The organism is Janthinobacterium sp. SUN137, from assembly GCF_030587265.1.
Taxonomy (GTDB): Bacteria; Pseudomonadota; Gammaproteobacteria; order Burkholderiales; family Burkholderiaceae_D; genus Janthinobacterium; species Janthinobacterium kumbetense.
This window is the reverse complement of sequence record NZ_JAPWHZ010000004.1, coordinates 97,578-116,173: the sequence shown is the minus strand read 5'-3', so window position 1 is coordinate 116,173 and position 18,596 is coordinate 97,578. Positions and strand designations below refer to the sequence as shown.

General features: G+C 61.7%; 16 protein-coding genes. 11 read left to right on the top strand and 5 right to left on the bottom strand.

All coding sequences use genetic code 11. The annotated features are described in order from the left end of the window. Positions 1-77: 77 nt before the first annotated feature. From glmS to O3298_RS20950, 3 genes are all read left to right on the top strand, one after another. Positions 78-1,907 carry a glutamine--fructose-6-phosphate transaminase (isomerizing) gene (gene glmS / locus O3298_RS20960; protein ID WP_099665965.1) on the top strand — a complete coding sequence of 610 codons (1,830 nt, stop codon included), beginning with the start codon at positions 78-80 and terminating at the stop codon, positions 1,905-1,907. Positions 1,908-2,264: 357 nt separating this feature from the next. Next, on the top strand, positions 2,265-2,720 hold the full coding sequence (locus O3298_RS20955; protein ID WP_305060459.1) for a hypothetical protein: 456 nt from the start codon (positions 2,265-2,267) through the stop codon (positions 2,718-2,720). Then, entirely contained in the window at positions 2,713-3,756 is a 1,044-nt protein-coding gene (locus O3298_RS20950; RefSeq protein ID WP_305060458.1) for a serine/threonine-protein kinase, read from the top strand. The genes O3298_RS20955 and O3298_RS20950 overlap by 8 nt, the downstream gene beginning before the upstream one ends. 281 nt (positions 3,757-4,037) lie before the next feature. Here the strand turns inward: O3298_RS20950 and O3298_RS20945 are convergent, their stop codons facing one another. Together O3298_RS20945 and O3298_RS20940 are read right to left on the bottom strand one after the other, a co-directional pair. Continuing rightward, positions 4,038-4,919: a methylenetetrahydrofolate reductase gene (locus O3298_RS20945; protein WP_305060457.1), complete on the bottom strand. Its 882-nt coding sequence runs from the start codon at positions 4,917-4,919 to the stop codon at positions 4,038-4,040. Positions 4,920-4,932: 13 nt separating this feature from the next. Continuing rightward, complete coding sequence (locus tag O3298_RS20940; protein ID WP_289906015.1) at positions 4,933-5,832, bottom strand: LysR family transcriptional regulator; 900 nt, start codon at positions 5,830-5,832, stop codon at positions 4,933-4,935. 129 nt (positions 5,833-5,961) lie between these two features. On the opposite strand from O3298_RS20940, the gene msuE reads away from it, so the two are divergent. The 3 genes from msuE to O3298_RS20925 all read left to right on the top strand — a co-directional run bounded on the left by msuE (position 5,962) and on the right by O3298_RS20925 (position 8,647). Next, a complete protein-coding gene (gene msuE / locus O3298_RS20935; protein ID WP_305060456.1) occupies positions 5,962-6,543 on the top strand; it encodes an FMN reductase in 582 nt (193 codons plus the stop codon). Between the two features lie 70 nt (positions 6,544-6,613). After that, a complete protein-coding gene (locus tag O3298_RS20930; RefSeq protein WP_289906017.1) occupies positions 6,614-7,591 on the top strand; it encodes a DUF1852 domain-containing protein in 978 nt (325 codons plus the stop codon). A 27-nt stretch (positions 7,592-7,618) separates the two neighbouring features. After that, positions 7,619-8,647 (top strand): methionine synthase, encoded by a 1,029-nt coding sequence (locus O3298_RS20925; RefSeq protein WP_305060455.1) that lies wholly within the window; start codon positions 7,619-7,621, stop codon positions 8,645-8,647. 112 nt (positions 8,648-8,759) lie between these two features. Here O3298_RS20925 and O3298_RS20920 read toward each other — a convergent pair whose 3' ends face one another. Continuing rightward, on the bottom strand, positions 8,760-10,439 hold the full coding sequence (locus O3298_RS20920; protein WP_305060454.1) for a methyl-accepting chemotaxis protein: 1,680 nt from the start codon (positions 10,437-10,439) through the stop codon (positions 8,760-8,762). Positions 10,440-10,707: 268 nt separating this feature from the next. Between O3298_RS20920 and O3298_RS20915 the strand changes: the two genes are divergently transcribed. Further along, on the top strand, positions 10,708-13,137 hold the full coding sequence (locus O3298_RS20915) for a DUF3772 domain-containing protein (protein WP_305056451.1): 2,430 nt from the start codon (positions 10,708-10,710) through the stop codon (positions 13,135-13,137). Here O3298_RS20915 and O3298_RS20910 read toward each other — a convergent pair. Continuing rightward, a complete protein-coding gene (locus O3298_RS20910) occupies positions 13,134-13,622 on the bottom strand; it encodes a DUF2938 domain-containing protein (protein WP_289912586.1) in 489 nt (162 codons plus the stop codon). The genes O3298_RS20915 and O3298_RS20910 overlap by 4 nt on opposite strands. A 59-nt stretch (positions 13,623-13,681) precedes the next feature. On the opposite strand from O3298_RS20910, the gene O3298_RS20905 reads away from it, so the two are divergent. The 4 genes from O3298_RS20905 (at position 13,682) to O3298_RS20890 (ending at position 17,701) form a co-directional block, all read left to right on the top strand. Beyond that, the gene (locus tag O3298_RS20905) at positions 13,682-14,326 is read left to right on the top strand and encodes a metalloregulator ArsR/SmtB family transcription factor (RefSeq protein WP_289912587.1); all 645 of its coding nucleotides are present in this window, start codon (positions 13,682-13,684) and stop codon (positions 14,324-14,326) included. Beyond that, entirely contained in the window at positions 14,326-14,838 is a 513-nt protein-coding gene (locus O3298_RS20900; protein ID WP_305060453.1) for a ClbS/DfsB family four-helix bundle protein, read from the top strand. The genes O3298_RS20905 and O3298_RS20900 overlap by 1 nt, the downstream gene beginning before the upstream one ends. A 95-nt stretch (positions 14,839-14,933) precedes the next feature. Then, positions 14,934-16,649, top strand: coding sequence for an NAD+ synthase (locus O3298_RS20895; RefSeq protein ID WP_305060452.1), 1,716 nt, complete (start codon positions 14,934-14,936; stop codon positions 16,647-16,649). Beyond that, the gene (locus O3298_RS20890; protein WP_251349618.1) at positions 16,646-17,701 is read left to right on the top strand and encodes a bifunctional nicotinamide-nucleotide adenylyltransferase/Nudix hydroxylase; all 1,056 of its coding nucleotides are present in this window, start codon (positions 16,646-16,648) and stop codon (positions 17,699-17,701) included. The genes O3298_RS20895 and O3298_RS20890 overlap by 4 nt, the downstream gene beginning before the upstream one ends. Before the next feature lie 23 nt (positions 17,702-17,724). Here the strand turns inward: O3298_RS20890 and O3298_RS20885 are convergent, their stop codons facing one another. Then, positions 17,725-18,534, bottom strand: coding sequence for a hypothetical protein (locus tag O3298_RS20885; RefSeq protein WP_305060451.1), 810 nt, complete (start codon positions 18,532-18,534; stop codon positions 17,725-17,727). Between the last annotated feature and the right edge of the window lie 62 nt (positions 18,535-18,596).

Genomic DNA, 18,596 nt, shown 5'->3' with positions numbered 1-18,596 from the left:
GCACAGATTTAGAAAACATATTTCATTCACTCTGCATTAGCATGCTTGCATTGATTAAATTTTAGACAGAGGTTTCCATGTGCGGCATCGTCGGCGCGGTAGCGCAACGTAATATCACTCCCATCCTGCTCGAAGGCTTGAAGCGCCTGGAATACCGCGGCTACGATTCCTGCGGCATTGCCCTGCATGCGGATGGCCGCTTGCAGCGTTCGCGCTCCACCTCGCGCGTGGCGGAATTGGAAAAGCAGATCGCGGAAGAAGGCTTGAGCGGTTTCACGGGCATCGCCCACACGCGCTGGGCCACGCATGGCGCCCCTGTCTCCTTCAATGCCCACCCGCACTTCTCCCCGACGGAAGAGAACGCCCGCGTGGCGCTGGTGCACAACGGCATCATCGAAAACCACGACGAATTGCGCGCCGAACTGACGGCCTTGGGTTACGTCTTCCAGAGCCAGACGGACACGGAAGTGATCGCCCATCTGGTCGAGCACATGTACAACGGCGATTTATTTGAAACCGTGCAGCAGGCCGTGAAACGCCTGGACGGCGCGTATGCGATCGCCGTCTTTTGCCGCGACGAGCCGCACCGCGTGGTCGCCGCGCGCCAGGGCTCGCCCCTGATCGTCGGCCTGGGCAATGGTGAAAACTTTGTCGCGTCCGACGCCATGGCGCTGGCCGGCACGACGGACCAGATCATTTACCTGGAAGAAGGCGACGTGGTCGACCTGCAACTGTCACGTTGCTGGATCGTCGACGTGGATGGCAAGCCCGTCGAGCGCGAAGTGAAGACCGTGCACGCCCACACGGGCGCGGCCGAGCTGGGTCCGTACCGCCACTACATGCAAAAGGAAATTTTTGAACAGCCGCGCGCCATCGGCGACACGCTCGAAGGCGTGACGGGCATCATGCCGGAATTGTTCGGCGACAACGCCTATGCCATCTTCAAGCAGATCGACCGCGTGCTGATCCTCGCCTGCGGCACCAGCTCGTATGCGGGCATGACGGCCAAGTACTGGATCGAAGCCATCGCCAAGGTGCCCGTCAGCGTGGAAGTGGCCAGCGAATACCGCTACCGCGACAGCGTGCCGCACCCGAACACGCTGGTCGTCACCATTTCGCAAAGCGGCGAAACGGCCGACACCCTGGCCGCCCTGAAACATGCGCGCAGCCTGGGCATGCAGCACACCTTGACCATCTGCAACGTGGCCACCAGCGCCATGGTGCGCGAATGCGCCTTGGCCTACATCACGCGCGCCGGCGTGGAAGTGGGCGTGGCTTCCACCAAGGCGTTTACGACGCAGCTGGCCGGCCTGTTCCTGCTGACCCTGTGCCTGGCGCAAGTCAATGGCCGCTTGAGCGAAGAACAGGAAGCGGCGCACCTGAAAGCCATGCGTCACTTGCCCGTCGCCATCGCGTCCGTGCTGGCGCTGGAACCGCAAATCATCGCCTGGTCCGAAGAATTCGCCCGCAAGGAAAACGCCCTCTTCCTGGGCCGCGGCATGCACTACCCGATCGCCCTGGAAGGCGCCTTGAAGCTGAAGGAAATCTCGTACATCCACGCCGAAGCGTATCCGGCCGGCGAACTGAAGCACGGCCCGCTGGCCCTGGTGACGAATGAAATGCCGGTCGTCACCATCGCGCCGAACGACGCGCTGATCGAAAAGCTGAAGTCGAACATGCAGGAAGTGCGCGCCCGCGGCGGCCAGCTGTACGTCTTCGCCGACGTCGATTCCCGCATCAGCTCCGGCGAAGGCTTGCACGTGATCCGCCTGCCCGAGCACTACGGCGACCTGTCGCCGATCCTGCACGTGGTCGCGTTGCAATTGCTGGCGTATCACACGGCCCTGGCACGCGGCACGGATGTGGACAAGCCACGCAATCTGGCCAAGTCGGTGACGGTGGAGTAAGCAGGCTGGGTGTTGCCACGGGCTGATGTAGAAAAATAAAATAGTCTGACAAAAAGTAATATTGTCTGACAAGACACAGAGGTTAGCTCCCTCTGTGCATACGCATCTCTTAAGAGTATCTTCTGTTCACACACAGCTCCAAGACGACTGTTGACTTGAGAAAAGGGAATTTTTTAAAGTCCTCTTTGATCATGCAGTCGTCTGGCTGTTGTCGTCCGATCAAGGCCTCAGCAGCAAATTTTGCCGTGTATCCCGTGACAATCTGTGAATTTCTTCGTAGAACGGAGTGCTATTCTCGACTCTGTTGCAAATCGCCAATTCAACAGTATAATACTGTATAAATAAACAGGTGTTTGTGTGAGAACAATTGGAATTCGGGCCTCGCCAAGTGTGGTGACATTCGCTGTCTTTGACGATGCCAACGGTGAGATTATCAACGTTGAAGAAATCGTAATCCCCCTGGCGTTTTCGACCCCGGCGGCGCTGAAGTACGTTCGAAATAATCTCTTGGACGTGTTGCGGGAGTTTGAAGTCGAGAAGGCTGGCATTCGAGCCACAGAGTCGAACAGTCAAACATTGAACATTGCGCGAATCCAGCTCGAAGGTGTCATCCAAGAAGCGTTTGCAAGCAGCAATCTGGCGGCCTATTACATCGGGCAAATATCTTCGATTTCGGCTAGGATTGGTATCGAGCGAGCTGACTTCAAGCCGTACGTCGATGGAACAAAATTATGGGAAGTTGAAAACTGGACGCAGCTGAGTAAAGAACAACGCGAAGCCGTCTTGTGCGCAATTGGGGCCGTGAATGCTTAAGCCCTTCAGCAAAGCACAACTTGTATTTGATTTAATTACCGAAATCGGTCACGCCGGCGCTAATTCGAAAGCTTTCGTTGCGTACGATCACCAGCTCGGCGCAGAGATAGTGATTAAACAAATCGTAAAAGGCACCCTTGATCTAGGCATGTTTTATGAAGAGTCAAAAATCCTTTATCTGAGTGGCCATCCGAATGTGGTACAGATTTACTATGCATGTGAAGACGACGATAACGTATACCTAGCGATGCCCTATTACCGAGAAGGTTCGATAGGTAGTCTGATTGAATCAAGGTTTTTGACCGTTCGGGAAGTCGTGGCTCTTTCATGTCAGATTTGCAGTGGCCTTCACAACATCCATTCCAAAAAGCTCATTCATTTTGATGTAAAGCCATCGAATGTATTGATATCTGCGCGCGGTGAGGCTCTACTCTCGGATTTTGGGCAAGCAAAGAGACAGAACAATTCTGGCATCGCTGGGCAGGATCGACTTTATCAACGAATGAGGCCGCCAGAAGCCTTCAAGAGTGATGAGTTCGACGTAAGGTTTGACATTTACCAACTCGGTTTGACCATGTACAGAATGTGCAATGGGGACGAGCTTTTTGAAAAACAGTTTGCTAGGTATGGAACAAGGACGAGTTTCGACAGGGACGCGTTCAAGTTTGATGTGACCAATGGAAGATTTCCTGACCGTAGTGCCTTTGAAGAGCACATCCCTGCCAGATTGAAGCGGATCATCAAGAAATGCCTCGAAACAGATCCCGCTAATCGATATGCAGCAGTTATCGAGGTAGCGAACGACTTGGCAAAGGTGAATGCCGGTTTCGATTGGGAATTCACTACCGATGTGAAGTCGCGCACATGGATCCATACCCGCGACGGAAAGACTTACGAGCTTGCGGTAGATCAAAGCGGCGCTTCGACAGCGTATAAGACTGTAAATTCAGGGCGTCGGACGCGGGTTACTGGGTATTGCAAAGAACATATCACCAGCACGGAGATACGGCGATTCTTGCAGGAGAACGAAGAATGAATACCAAGATAAAGAATGATTCCTCCCGATACATTTCAAGGGCTTCGCTCGGGGGCATACGTACAGCGCATCGTGGAGTCCGCTCAATAAGTGAACAATCTCCCATCAACGAAGCCGAGCAGGAGCAGAAATTTCGTCAACGGGAGATGGATTCTGTAATCGACGATCGTTGGTACATCCAGTTCCCAGCTAGAAATAGTTGAGTAGATGGCAGGGCTTGCGGCTTCGATGCGGTCATCACGTGGTGTTGACCCTTAGCCTGGTGTCTTAGGATATGATGCTCAAGGGCCTAGGCCGTTGTGGGAACGGTACTGCTCTATCCACTTGACGGACTGCGCGATGCCGCCGAAGGGAAAGAAATGCAGGCTGACCTCGCCGTGTGCCGCTGTCAGCCCGGCGGCCAGGCGCTCGACAAACAGGTCCGGCCCCGCCGTGCCGAACAGCTTCCCGATTGAGACGCCGTACTTGGACCACATCGATGCGCAGGCGCTCACGCCGCACAATGCCGCATAGCGCGCCAGCACCGCGATGCTCGCGGGACCCGGCACGCCCACGCGCACGGGATGGTCAATGCCCCGCTCGCGCAGCGCTTTGAGCCACGTCAACACGATGTCGGCATCAAACGCAAACTGGGTGACGATCAAGGGCGTCATGCCGCGCTGCGCGATGCTGCGGCATTTGCGTTCGAGCACATCCCACTGCTCTGCCGTGCTCATGACCGGATGGCCTTCCGGATGACCACCCACGCCGATCACCTTCATGCCCGCGCGCTCGAACACGCCTGTGTCGATCAGCGCGGCACTGTCGGAAAACGGCCCCATCGCGGTGGATGGATCGCCGGCGATCACGAAGCAGCGCTCGACGCCCGCTTCGGCGACGGCGCGCTGGATGAATGACTCAAACTCGGCGAACGAGGCAATACGGCGCGCGGACAGGTGCGGCATGGGTTCGAAGCCGAGCGTGCGCACGGTGCGGGCCGCGGCCAGCCGCGCGGCGTTGTCCTCGCGCGGCAGGTAGGGAATGGCAATGGTGGATGCGGGCGCTATCCGCGGCGCCGCCGCGCTCAACGCCGGCATGTCCTTCGCACTGACTTCCAGGGAATAGGCGTGCGTGATGTGGCCGGCGGACCCGAGCTGAGCGGGATGCATCAAGAGATGACCCATGGCGTCGCTGCGGTCACTGCGCACTGGCGCTGGCAGGCTGGCGCGCCAGTGCGATGAAGGCGCGCACGTAGTCGATGGCGGTGTCCGTCTCGCGTGCTCCCAGGAAAATCTGCTTGGCGATGCCGCGCGCGCCCAGCCGCACAGGCACCACGTCCATCTTGGCTGCGTACTCCTCGACCAGCCAGCGCGGCAGGGCGGCCACGCCGCGGCCGCTGGCCACCATCTGCAGCATGATGTCGGTGGTCTCGATGGCTTTGTGGCGCTTGGGCGTGACACCAGCCGGCAAGAGGAATTGATTGTAAATATCCAGGCGCTCGATGTCCACGGGGTAGCTGATCAGCACTTCCTGCGTCAGTTGCTGGGGCTGCACATAGGCTGCCGCCGCCAGCGCATGGCCCTTGGCCACGACGAGTACCTGCTCATAGTCGAACACGGGTTCGAACGTCAGTCCCGGCTTGTACAGCGGGTCGGGTGTGACGAGCAAGTCGATCTCGTAGCCGAAGAGCGCGCCGATTCCGCCGAACTGGAACTTCTGCTTGACGTCCACATCCACGTCGGGCCATGCGGCCAGATACGGCGACACCACCTTCAGCAGCCACTGGTAGCAAGGGTGGCATTCCATGCCGATGCGCAGCGCGCCGCGCTCGCCCTGCGCGAACTGGCCCAGGCGCTCTTCGGCCAGGTCCAGTTGCGGCAGCACCCGGTTCGCCACCGCCAGCAGATACTGGCCGGCCTGCGTCAGGCGCAGGTTGCGCCCTTCGCGCAGCCAGACGTCGGTGCCCAGTTGCTGCTCCAGCTTCTTCATGCTGTGGCTCAGGGCCGACTGGGTCAGGTGCAGCACGCCTGCGGCGGCCGTCAGCGACCCTTGTTTCTCGACCTGCTGGACGATGCTGAGGTGGATGCGTTCAAGCATTGAGATGAGCTATGTTCATGGATGTATGAAATAAGACCATTATACTTCATCGATTCCCGCCGCTATCATCGATCCCCTTGTTGCCTGCACTTTTACGGCCCTGGCGCATCCATCCACATGAAAGCAAACATGACACGTCCACTTCGTTTAGTCGCGGTTTCCGGCGGGCTGCAACGCCCTTCCAAGGCGGCCGCCCTGGCAGAGCACCTGATGGACCTGATCGCCGAGGAAGTGCTGTGCGAACAACGCCTGGTCGAACTGGGCCAGCTCGCACCCCAGCTGGCCGGCGCGGTCTGGCGCTCCCACCTGCCCGAGACGGTGGAGCAGGACCTTGTTGCCGTCGAGCAAGCCGATATCCTGGTGGTGACAACGCCGGTCTACCGTGGCTCCTACACGGGACTGTTCAAGCATTTCTTCGACTTCATTCATCAGGATGCCCTGATCGACAAGCCCGTCCTGCTGGCGGCCACCGGCGGCAGCGAGCGCCATGCCCTGATGATCGACCACCAGTTGCGTCCGCTGTTCAGCTTTTTCCAGGCGCGCACATTGCCGCTGGGCGTGTATGCCACCGACAAGGATTTCGCCGACTACCGCGTGCAGGACGAGGCCCTGATCCAGCGGGCCGCGCTGGCCGTGCAACGGGCATTGCCATTGATCGCATTGACGCGCCATGCGAGTCCGGTCATCGCTGAAGAGGTGGTCGCAGCCTGATACGCATCGCCACGGTCACCAAGCAGTTACCCCATTCATCCTTTCGCAGAATTCAGGACACCAGATCACCATGAGCAAAGATTTTGCATTCAGCATCAAAAGCATTATTTTCGATGAAAACTATCATCCATCGGACAATACCCGCCTGACGACCAACTTTGCCAATTTGGCCAGGGGAACGAGCCGCCAGGAGAACTTGCGCAACACCCTGAAAATGATCGACAGCCGTTTCAACAGCCTGGCGCATTGGGATAACCCGAAGGCGGACCGCTACTCTGTCGAGCTTGAAATCATTTCCGTCGAATTGAATATTGATGTCAAAGGCGGCAATATCCCCTTGATCGAGATATTAAAGCCGACCATCATCGACAAAAAAACCGGCGAACGCATCGCCGGCATTGCAGGAAATAACTTTTCCTCTTACGTCCGCGATTACGACTTCAGCGTGTTGCTGCCAGAGCACAACAACAATCAATCTGCATTCAGCGCACCGGAGGATTTCGGCGATTTTCATGGCAAGCTGTTCAAGCACTTTGTCAGGTCAAATACTTACAAGGAACACTTCAACAAGGCGCCCGTTATCTGCATCAGCGCCTCGAGCAGCAAGACCTACCAGCGCACTGAAAATCAGCACCCCATCCTGGGCGTCGAGTATCAACAAAATGAATTTTCATCGACGGATGAATATTTCGAAAAAATGGGGATGCAAGTTCGCTATTTCATGCCGCCAAACAGTGCCGCCCCCCTGGCTTTTTATTTTATCGGCGACCTGCTGGGCGACTACAGCAATCTTGAGCTGATCGGCACCATCAGCACGATGGAAACGTTTCAAAAGATTTATCGGCCCGAAATCTACAATGCCAATTCAGCGGCGGGAAAAGTTTATCAGCCTAGCCTGAAGAATCAGGATTATTCGCTGACGCAAATTGTCTATGACCGGGAAGAGCGCAGCCAGCTGGCCGTCAAGCAGGGAAAATATACGGAAGAGCATTTCATCAAGCCGTACAAGCATATTCTGGAGCAATGGGCTGCCAATTACGCTCTCTGATTAATCAAATACACGACATCAATCATCATGAAAAAATTATTGCCTACTTCAACTGCCGGCAGCTTGCCGAAACCTTCCTGGCTGGCGCAGCCTGAAAAGCTGTGGTCGCCCTGGAAATTACAGGACGAGGAACTAATCGAAGGCAAACAGGATGCCTTGCGTTTGTCGCTGCAGGAGCAACAGCAGGCCGGCATCGATATCGTCAGTGATGGCGAGCAAACGCGTCAGCATTTCGTCACCACGTTTATCGAGCATCTGAGCGGCGTCGATTTTGACAAACGCGAGACCGTCAGAATCCGCGACCGCTACGATGCGAGCGTGCCGACCGTCGTTGGCGCCGTGAGCCGCCCGAAACCGGTGTTTGTCGACGACGCCAGGTTTTTACGCCAGCAAACCACGCAGCCGATCAAATGGGCGCTGCCAGGCCCGATGACGATGATCGATACGCTGTATGACAGCCACTACAAGAGCCGCGAAAAACTGGCCTGGGAATTTGCCAAGATCCTGAATCAGGAAGCCAGGGAACTGGAGGCGGCCGGCGTCGACATCATCCAGTTTGACGAACCGGCATTCAATGTTTTCTTTGATGAGGTCAATGACTGGGGGATTGCCACCCTGGAGCGGGCGATCGAAGGGCTCAAATGCGAAACGGCCGTGCATATTTGCTATGGTTACGGCATCAAGGCCAATACGGACTGGAAAAATACGCTGGGCTCCGAATGGCGTCAATATGAGGAATCGTTCCCCAAGCTGCAGCAATCGAATATCGACATCATCTCGCTGGAATGCCACAACTCGCGTGTGCCCATCGATCTGATTGAACTCATCCGCGGTAAAAAAGTGATGGTCGGGGCCATCGACGTGGCAAACAATGCCATTGAAACGCCGGAAGAAGTGGCCGACACCCTGCGCAAGGCGCTGCGGTTTGTCGATGCCGACAAACTCTACCCGAGCACCAACTGCGGCATGGCGCCCTTGTCGCGTCACGTAGCCAGAGGCAAGTTGCATGCGCTCAGTGCCGGCGCGGAGATCATCCGGAGAGAACTCTCGGCCTAGCCGTGCCGTGTCAAACTGGATTGTTGATTGACATGGATCAGGTCGCGTAACAGGAAGCAGCCCATGCTGCATGACGCCACAGGCGCCGAGAGGCACCTGTGGCGTTGCTGTCTTAGAACTCTTCCCAGTCGGATGACACCGTTGCTGCCGGTGCAGCTTTTTTGGCGGCCGGCATGCGCAGGGCGACGGCTTGCTGGCGCGGTACGGTTGTCGCGGCGATTGCCGGCTTGCTTGCCGGCGCGCCGGCTTCCAGCTTGAAGGCGCTCACCACCTGCGCCAGGGTGGCCGCCTGCTCCTGCATGGCCGCCGCCGCGGCCGCCGATTCTTCCACCAGGGCCGCGTTTTGCTGGGTGACGTTGTCCATCTCGCTGATGGCCTGGTTGATTTGCTCGATGCCGGCCGTCTGTTCCGCGCTGGCCGAGGTGATTTCTTCCATGATGTCGGTCACGCGGCGCACGCTGTCGACCAGGTCGCTCATGGTGTCGCCCGCTTGGTGCACGAGCTCGCTGCCGGCCGCCACGGTTTGGGTCGAATCGTCGATCAGGGTCTTGATTTCCTTGGCCGCGGCGGCCGAGCGGTGCGCCAGGCTGCGTACTTCCGTCGCCACGACGGCAAAGCCGCGGCCCTGTTCGCCCGCGCGCGCCGCTTCCACGGCCGCGTTCAAGGCCAGAATATTCGTCTGGAAGGCGATGCCGTCGATGACGCCGATGATGTCGGCGATCTTGTTCGACGAGGCGTCGATTTGCCGCATGGTCGCCACCACTTGCGCGATGACGGCGCCGCCGCGCTGCGCCACGCCGGAAGCCGTGTCGGCCAGCACGTGCGCCTGGCGCGCATTGTCGGCATTCTGCTTGACGGTCGACGTCAGTTCTTCCATGGAAGAGGCTGTCTCTTCCAGCGAACTGGCTTGCTGCTCCGTGCGCGCCGACAGGTCCAGGCTGCCCGCCGCCACCTCGGACGAGGCCGAGGCGATCGTTTCCGTGCCGGCGCGCACCGTGCCCACCGTTTGCGCCAGGTTGTCGTTCATGCGCTTGAGCGCCTGCAACAGTTGCCCCATTTCATCGCTCGATTGCACGGTGATCTGGCTGCGCAAATCGCCTGCGGCCACCGTGTTGGCCACCTGCAGCGCCGTGGTGACGGGGCCGGTGATCGAGCGCGTGATGCCATACGCCAACGCCGCCGCGATGGCCAGCGCCGCCAGCGACATGCCGATCAGCAAGGTACGCGTGTTGGCATAGGTGGCATTCGCGTTGTCGCCCGCCGTGTTGGCCAGGGTATTTTGCAAGCTGATCTGTTCAGCAATCAATTGTTTGTAGACGAGCAATACGGGGCGCAGCTGGCCGTACAGGTAGGCGCTGCTGTCGTCCGGCGTGCCGCTCCTGATCAGTTCAAGCAAGGCTTCCTGGCCCTGCGCGTAGCGCGTGTTGGCGTCGTTCATCTTGGCCAGCAAGGCGCGCTCACGGTCGGAATCGAGCATGCGGGCGAGCTTGCCGAGATTGCCGGCCGCCGCCTGGCGCGCGGCCAGGATGGCGTCCGTTTGCTTGCGCTGGTCGGCCGGATCGGCGCTGAGCATCATGTTGCGCAGCGCGATGGCGATGTCGTTGATGTTGGCCGACACGCTGTTGGCGAGCTCGATCTTCGGCATGCTGTCATGCACGATATGGCCGGTGCCCTGGTTGATCTTGCCCAGCATGGCGATGCCCAGGCAAGAGATGATGATCAGCATGGCGCCGATGGCGCCAAAGCCTGTGGCGAGGCGTGTGCCGATGGTCAGGTTGGATAAAAACTTCATGGCTGTCTCAATACGGAGGGAATGGTGAAAAGGTCGGCGGCGTGCAGATGGGTGCCGCGCCGCCAAGCGGACGACGATCCTAGACCTTTTTGAATGATATTTCCATAGGGCAATATGCCTAGTCGCGCCTGGAGGCACACGCCAGTTCCGCTGATCCTGTGGCTTGCCGGTGTTTTCAGCTATATTGACAGGCACCCGCCGGGCGGCACGCCATGACCGGCGCCGCCGCCAGTCCGGCAGTTTTTCTCATTTTCAGGCATAGGTCCGCATGACTTCTTTCCGTCTCCGTTTCTTCCCTTTCCTGCTGGCATTGTTGCTGGCGTGCTCGCTATCCGCGCCGCCCGCCTGGTCGCAGCCCGTCGATGACGCCGCCACTGCCGACCAGCGCCTCGACGGCTTGCGCAAGCAGATTACCGGCATCCAGAAGGCGCTCGATGGCGAGGCCGATCTGGATGACGCGACCCTGTCGCAGATGCGCGCCGATGCGCTGGCGGCCAGCACCGAAGCGGACAAGGTGGCCGACGCGCTCGCGCCGACATTGTCGAGCGTGCAGGCGCGGCTGGCCGAGCTGGGCAAGCCGGCGGCGGGGGTAAAAGATGCGCCCGACGTGGCAGCGCAGCGCAGCCAGCTGGACCGCACCAGCAGCGCGCTCGATGCGCAGGTGAAACTGGCGCGCCTGCTGGCCGTGGAAGCGACGCAGGCCTCGGAGCAAGTGTCGACGGTGCGCCGCGCGCAGTTGCAGGCGCGCCTGGGCGAACGCACGGCGTCGATTTTGGCTGGTTCTTTCTGGAAACAGCTGCATGCGGAATTGCCGCAGAACTTGCAGCGCCTGCGGGCGCTGGAGCTGGAGTTGGCGAACGCGGCCAGCGCCACGCCGTGGTCGGCCTGGGGCGGCTTGCTGGCCGCCATCGTGGCCGTGATCGGCGCCAGCGTCTGGGCTTCGCGCTACCTGCTGGTGGTCACGGCCACGCGCGTGCCGCATGGCCGCTTGCGCCGTTCCTTGCATGCGCTGGCCGTGCTGGTGCTGGCGCTGGCCACGCCGGGACTGGTGGCGGAATTGCTGGCCATGGGCTTGCGCTGGGAGGGTGGCCTGTCGGACAAAACCTCGACTTTCCTCAGCAGCTTGATCGGCATCATCTGTTTTGCCGGTTTTACGGCGGGACTGGGCCATGCGCTGCTGTCGCCACGGCGCGTGTCGTGGCGTTTGCTGCCCCTGCCCGACGCGCTGGCGCACCGCATGCGCAACTTCCCGTCGATGTTTTCCTTCATCGTCGTGCTCGTGTGGGCGACGGAACGGGTCACCATCGTCATCAATGCGGGCCTGTCGACGGCCGTGGCCGTCAACTGCATCGTCGCCCTGGTGATGAGCACGACCATCGCCTACGGCTTGATGCGCGCCGAGCGCTGCTGGCGCCAGTTGCGCGAAGCCGATCCCGCCACCCTGGTCACGCCGCTGTGGCTGCGCTGCGTCACGGTGCTGTTGTGGCTGGCGCTGGCGTCCAGCGTCATCAGCTTGCTGGTCGGCTATGTGGCGTTCGGCAGCTTTGTCGCCAAGCAAATCGCCTGGGTCATCGTGGTGCTGTGCAGCACCTATCTGCTGACGGTGCTGGTCGACGATATCTGCATGCTGCTGGCTTCCACCCCGCCGCCGCCGGATGTGGCCAACCCCGTGCTGGCCACGCCCAAGGCGCGCGACCAGGCGGCCGTGCTGCTATCGGGCATAGGCCGCGCCATCGTCGTGCTGCTGGCCCTGATGCTGCTGCTGGCGCCGTTCGGCGAAGGGCCGGGCGAGCTGTTCCAGCGGGTCGGCAAGCTGCAGGATGGCCTGGCCATCGGCGAGGTGGCGATCCGCCCTGCCGCGCTGATCCAGGCCCTGCTGGTGCTGCTCGCCGGTTTTGTTGCGCTGGGCTTGTTCAAGCGCTGGCTGCAAAACAGTTATTTGCCGACCACCAACCTTGATTCCGGCATGCAAGTGTCGTTCATCACGCTGTTTGGCTACATCGGCGGCGTGCTGGCCGTGGCGCTGGCCCTGTCGGCCGCCGGCATCGGCCTGGAACGCATCGCGTGGGTGGCGTCGGCCTTGTCGGTGGGTATCGGCTTCGGCTTGCAGGCGGTGGTGCAGAACTTCGTCTCCGGCCTGATTTTATTGGCCGAACGTCCGGTGAAAGTGGGCGACTGGGTGTCACTCGGCGGTGTGGAGGGCGACATTCGCCGCATCAACGTGCGCGCCACGGAAATTCAACTGAGCGACCGCTCGACGGTGATCGTGCCGAACTCGGAATTCATCACCAAGACGGTGCGCAACGTCACCCTGGCCAATCCGCTGGGCCTGGTGCAAGTCAAGCTGCCGTTGCCGCTGGGCACGGATGCGCAAGCGGCGCGCGCGCTGATCCTGTCCACCTTTGTCGACAATCCCGACGTGCTCGACACGCCGGCGCCCAGCGTACAGCTCGACGGCATCGACAATGGCTTGTTGCTGTTCAACGCCACCGGCTATGCCTCGTCGCCGCGTTTGACCTCGGGCATCCGCAGCGCGCTGCTGTTCGAACTGCTCAAGCGCCTGGACGCGGCGCATATCGCGATCGCCAAGCCCAGCACGATGGTGCTGAGCACGGTGCCGGCCCAGCCCGAGGCACCGGCCATGTCGGCGGTGGCAGCCGCGCCGGCACCCGCGCCCGTGCCGCCGCTGACGTCCTAGCGGACCGTCGACCACAGCAGCGCCGCCAGGTACAGGCCGATGCCGAACGCCGTGTGGGCCATCAGGCTGCGCAGGCGGGCGGCCGTCGGATGCGGCGTCTTGCTGGCGGCCAGGCCGGCGCCCATGCCCGGCTGCAAGATGCAAAACGGCGCGGCCACGCTCACCAGGCCCGCCAGCAGGGCCGGCGCGAAGGTCGGCCCTTGCACCCACCTCTCACCCACCAGCGCCAGCAGCACGGCCGCAAACAGCACGCCGATCGCATAGTGAGCCGTCCAGCCCAGGATGGCTTCATCGCGCACGGGCGCCGCCTGGGCGATGTTGACGTGGGTAAAAGTGCCGCGCGGCAGATGGCCCAGCCAGCGTCCCACCATCGCAAAGTTCAGCGAGGGGATGCACCAGAAGCGTTTTAACGCCACCGCCCACACATCCATCACCGCCGTCGCGCCCGCGCCGATCGCCAGCGCATCGAGCCAGAGTATTTGCATTGCTGCTCCTAACATTCAATTGATTGCTTGAATGTTATAAGGGTGCTAGCATCGTGTCAATGAAAAATGCCGATATCGAACTTCTCACCGGTTCCGCCGGGTTTGCCCATATTTTAGGCAGCGCGCCGCGCCTGCGCCTGCTCGAGCAGATCGTGCACGGCGAGTATGCGGTGGAGCAATTGGTGGAGTTGACGGGCCTGTCCGTGGCGAATACCTCGCAGCATTTACAGCAGTTGCGGCGCGCCGGTTTCGTGCTGGCGCGGCGCGACGGCAAGCGCGTGCTGTACCGGCTGGGCAGCGGCCCCATCGTGCAACTGCTGGCCGCGCTGGACGTGTATGCGCAGCACCAGCGCAGCGAATTGCAGGCGCTGGGCCGGGGTGACCACGTGGAAGCGATCACGGGCGACGAGTTGCAGGAACGCATGCGTGAAGCCAGCATCACCGTGCTCGACGTGCGGCCGGCGCAGGAATTCGCCGCTGGCCACTTGCCCGGTGCGGTCAATATTCCCTTTGATGACTTGCAGCGCCGCCTGGGCGAATTACCGGAGAATGCAGAAATCGCCGCGTATTGCCGCGGCCCGTATTGCGTGCTGTCCGTGCAGGCCGTGGCGGCCCTGCGCCAGCACGGCTTGCATGCGCGCCGTCTCGGCAGCGGCTACGACGATTGGCAGGCGGCCGGCTTGCCGGTGGTGAAGGCGGCCTGATGGCGATCCCGGACAGCAAGCAGGCACTGATAGCCGCCATCGACAGCACGTATGCGAAGTTGATGCAGGAACTGGCGCGCGTGCCGCCCACGCTGGCGCGGGAACCCGTGCTGGAAGGGCAAGTGGCGGGCACGCGCATGAGCGTGTGCGACTTGCTCGCCTACCTGGTCGGCTGGAACGAGCTGGTCTTGCACTGGCACGCGCAGTTGCGCGACGGCAAACGCATCGAGGACATCGCCTTTCCCGCCGAAGGTTTCACGTGGAACGCTCTGGGAAAACTGGCGCAGCGCTTCTATGCCGACTATGCTGACTTGAATATGGACGACTTGCTGCAGCGTCTGGCTCAGGCGAAAGACCAGCTGCTGGCGCTGATTGACAGCCACGACGATGGGCAATTGTATGGCCAGCCCTGGTACACGCATTACACGATGGGACGCATGATCCAGTTCAATACGGCGTCGCCCTATGCGAATGCGCGCACGCGCTTGCGGGCCTGGCTCAAGACCTTGTAGCACCCTGATCGGCAGGCTTGCACGATTGCATCAGTACGCTCAGAAAATTTTTCAGGCAGGATAGTGGTTTCAAGCGTAACCAATGAAGGATCGCCATGCTGACCATCGCCCTCGCCCAGATGAATCCCACCGTGGGCGACTTCGACGCCAATTGTGCCGCCATCATCGCGCGCATGGGCCGCGCCAGCAGCGATGGCGCCGACTTGCTCGTGTGCCCCGAGTTATCGCTGTGCGCGTACTATCCGGGCGACCTGTTCGAGGACGCCGCCTTCCTGCGCGACATGCAGCAGGCGCTGGATCAGCTGCTGGAAGCGTCCACGCGCTGGCCTGCGCTGGTCACCGTCATCGGCACGGCGCGGCCGAATCCCGGCGTCGGCAAGCCCCTGTACAACGCGCTGCTGGCGATGCGCGACGGACGCATCGTGGCCGAATACTACAAGCAGCTGTTGCCGACGTATGGCATCTTCGACGAGGGGCGCCATTTCGAGCCGGGTCCGCCCGGTGCCTGCACCCTCGATATCGCCGGCTGTAAAGTCGGTTTCATGATTTGCGAGGATGGCTGGAACGACGATGGCCGCGCCTACGCCGTCAACCCGTTCGACGCCCTGCACGCGGCGCGGCCCGACCTGGTCGTCAGCATCAACGCCAGCCCGTCCGACATCGGCAAGCGCGCGCAGCGCCATGCCGTGTTTGGCGCCGCCTGCGCACGCGTGAACTTGCCTTTGCTTTTCGTCAACCAGGTGGGTGGCCAGGATCAACTCGTGTTCGACGGCGCCTCGTTCGCCATGTCCCCCACCCTCGGCGTGCAATTCGAGGCGGCCCGCTTCGTCGAGGATGATCCATTGCTGCGCTTTGCCGACGGCGGTTTTACGCGACCTGATGGCGCGGCGTTTCCCGTGCCCGACCCGGACGGCATCCCGGCCGTGGAATTTGCGCGCCGTCAAATCGTGCTCGGTTTGCGCGACTATGCGCGCCGCTGCCGCTTTACGAAAGTCGTCGTCGGCTGCTCGGGCGGCATCGATTCGGCGCTGACCCTGGCCCTGGCCGTGGAAGCCCTGGGCGCCGACAACGTGGTGGGCATCACCATGCCGTCCGTGTTTTCCAGCGCCGGCTCCGTCACCGATTCCGTCGCCCTGTGCGCCAACCTGGGCATCGTCCTGCACACGCATGCCATCCGCGACATCGTGGCGCAATACGAAGCGGGCTATGCCCAAGCCTTCGACGGCAAGCTGCAGGGACTGCCGCTGGAAAACCTGCAGGCGCGGGTGCGCGGCACCATCCTGATGGAATACTCGAACGCCTTCGGCGCCCTGCTGCTCACCACCGGCAACAAGAGCGAAATCTCGGTGGGCTACTGCACCCTGTATGGCGACACGAACGGGGGACTGGGATTGATCGGCGACCTGTATAAAACGGAGGTATTCGCCCTGTCGCGCCACCTCAACGCCAGCGCCGGGCGCGAACTGATCCCCGTCGCCGTGCTCGACAAACCCCCGTCGGCGGAACTGGCGCCGGGCCAGCGCGACACCGACAGTTTGCCGCCCTATCCCGTGCTCGATGAAATCTTGAAATGGCATATCGAGGGACGCCGCCTGCCGGCGCAAGAAAGCGCGCAAGCCTTGACCCTGGTCGACCAGCTGCGCGAGACGGACGAGGGCCGCGCACTGGTGACGCGCATCCTCGGCATGGTCGCCCGCAATGAATACAAACGGCGCCAGGCGGCGCCCATCATCCGCGTGCGTTCGCGCGCCTTTGGCAGCGGGCGTCAATTGCCGATCGCCGCCCACTACCCCACCGGAGACGACGCATGAGCTCATCCTATCCTGCCGACGCGGCCATCCTGATCGGCCGCTTCCAGCCTTTTCACAATGGCCATGCGGGCTTGCTGCAAAAGGCGCTGGCCACCGCCGCCAGCGTCGTGGTGGTGCTCGGTTCCGCCTTCCATGCGCGCAGCCCGAAGAACCCGTTTACGTGGCAGGAGCGGGCCGCCATGATCGCCGCCACCCTGCCCGAGGCGCAGCGCGCGCGCGTGCATTACGTGGCCGTGCGCGATTACTACGACGATGGCCTGTGGGCCGATGCCGTGCGGCGCGCCGTGGCGGGCGCCGTGCCCGCGGTGCAGCGCGTCACCCTGGTGGCTTGTTTCAAGGACGCCACCAGTTATTACCTGCACCACTTCCCGCACTGGCAGTTGCTCAACCTGGAGATCGATCCCGGTGCGCCCATCGGCGCGACGGCGATCCGCAACGTGCTGTTCGAGGCGGAAGACGTGGACGTGTCGCTGAGCGCCGTGGCGCAGCTGCTGCCGGCGGCCATCGGCCAGTATCTGAAGGCGTGGACCTTGTTGCCGTGGTACGCGCCGCTGGTGCAGGAATACCGCGCCATCGAAGCGTACAAGGCGCGCTGGCGCACGGCGCCGTATGCGCCCATCTTTTGCACCGTGGATGCGTTGGTGCAGACGGGCGGCCACGTCTTGCTGGTGCGCCGCGGCGGCTATCCGGGCAAGGGCTTGTGGGCGCTGCCGGGCGGCTTCCTGGAGCCGCGCGAACGCCTGCTGCAGGGCGCCCTGCGCGAACTGGCGGAAGAAACTCAGCTGGGCGTGCTGGCGCCCACCCTGGTCGAGGCGCTGGTCGGCGTGGCCGTGTTCGACCATCCGGACCGCAGCCAGCGGGGGCGCACCATCACGCATGCGCATTATTTTGACTTGAAGACGCGCCAGCTGCCGGCCGTGACGGCGGCCGACGATGCGGCGCTGGCGCAGTGGGTGCCGGTGAGCGCCCTGCCGGCCATGGAAGAGCAGTTCTTCGAAGACCACTTCCACATCCTGAACCACTTCCTCAAGCTCACGCACGAGGGGCGCTGACAGAGCCATCCCCTCGCCGCGCGTCAGGACGTGATGCGCTCCCAGCCATGTTTGATGGCCGCCTTGAAGTTGTCCCACGCCGATTGCGGATACGTGTGCTCCCACGTGGAACGCAGCTCCGCTTCCACCTCATCCCACGGGCGGCCCCGGTAGCTGTCGCTGTTCGCCATCGAATGGCCATAGCGGTAGGCGGGATCGTAGTCCTCGAAGCGCGCGCCGGTGGCGACATAGGTGGCGCTCCAGTGGTTGCGGTAGTACTGTTCGTCGTTGTAGCTGGTGCCCGGCAGGTTGTCGGCGCTGGGGTAGCGGCGCGCGTTGGCGCCCGTGCCGGATGACGGCGGCGCCATGCCGCCCGCAAATTGCTGCGATGCTGCCGTCTCGTTCAGGTTGCCGGCCGACGCGCCCTGCTGCATGCTGGCGCCCTGGCGCCGCGCGCCGTCGTCTTGCGGCGCGCCCTGCCAGCCGCCGGTGCGCCAGTGCTCGGCGTGCGCATCGATGTCGAGCGGCGCATAGCGCTCGACGAGGTCGGTGGCGCGCTGGATATCGGCGTCGCTCGCCCCTTCCAGTGTCAGCACGACATGCCCGCGCCGCACGGCTTCCGCATAGATGTGGCGGTCGGCGTGGCTGCCGAACAGGTCCGTGAAGAAATGCTTGACGCTGTCGAGCAGGCTATCGCTGTCGTCGCGGCGGATGTTTTCCGTGGCGGAAAAGTCGTCACTGCCCGCATCGTGCAGGCGGATGTTGGCGCCGGGAAAGCCCGCCGTGATCAGGTCGTGCCGGGCGCGCTCGGCCATGTCGCGCACGGCGAAAACTGCTGCCAATGTATGTGCCATGATGGTCTCCAATCGGTGAACAACGTCCTTCCAGTGTAGGCCGTGAAAAGCGAAATGGGCGC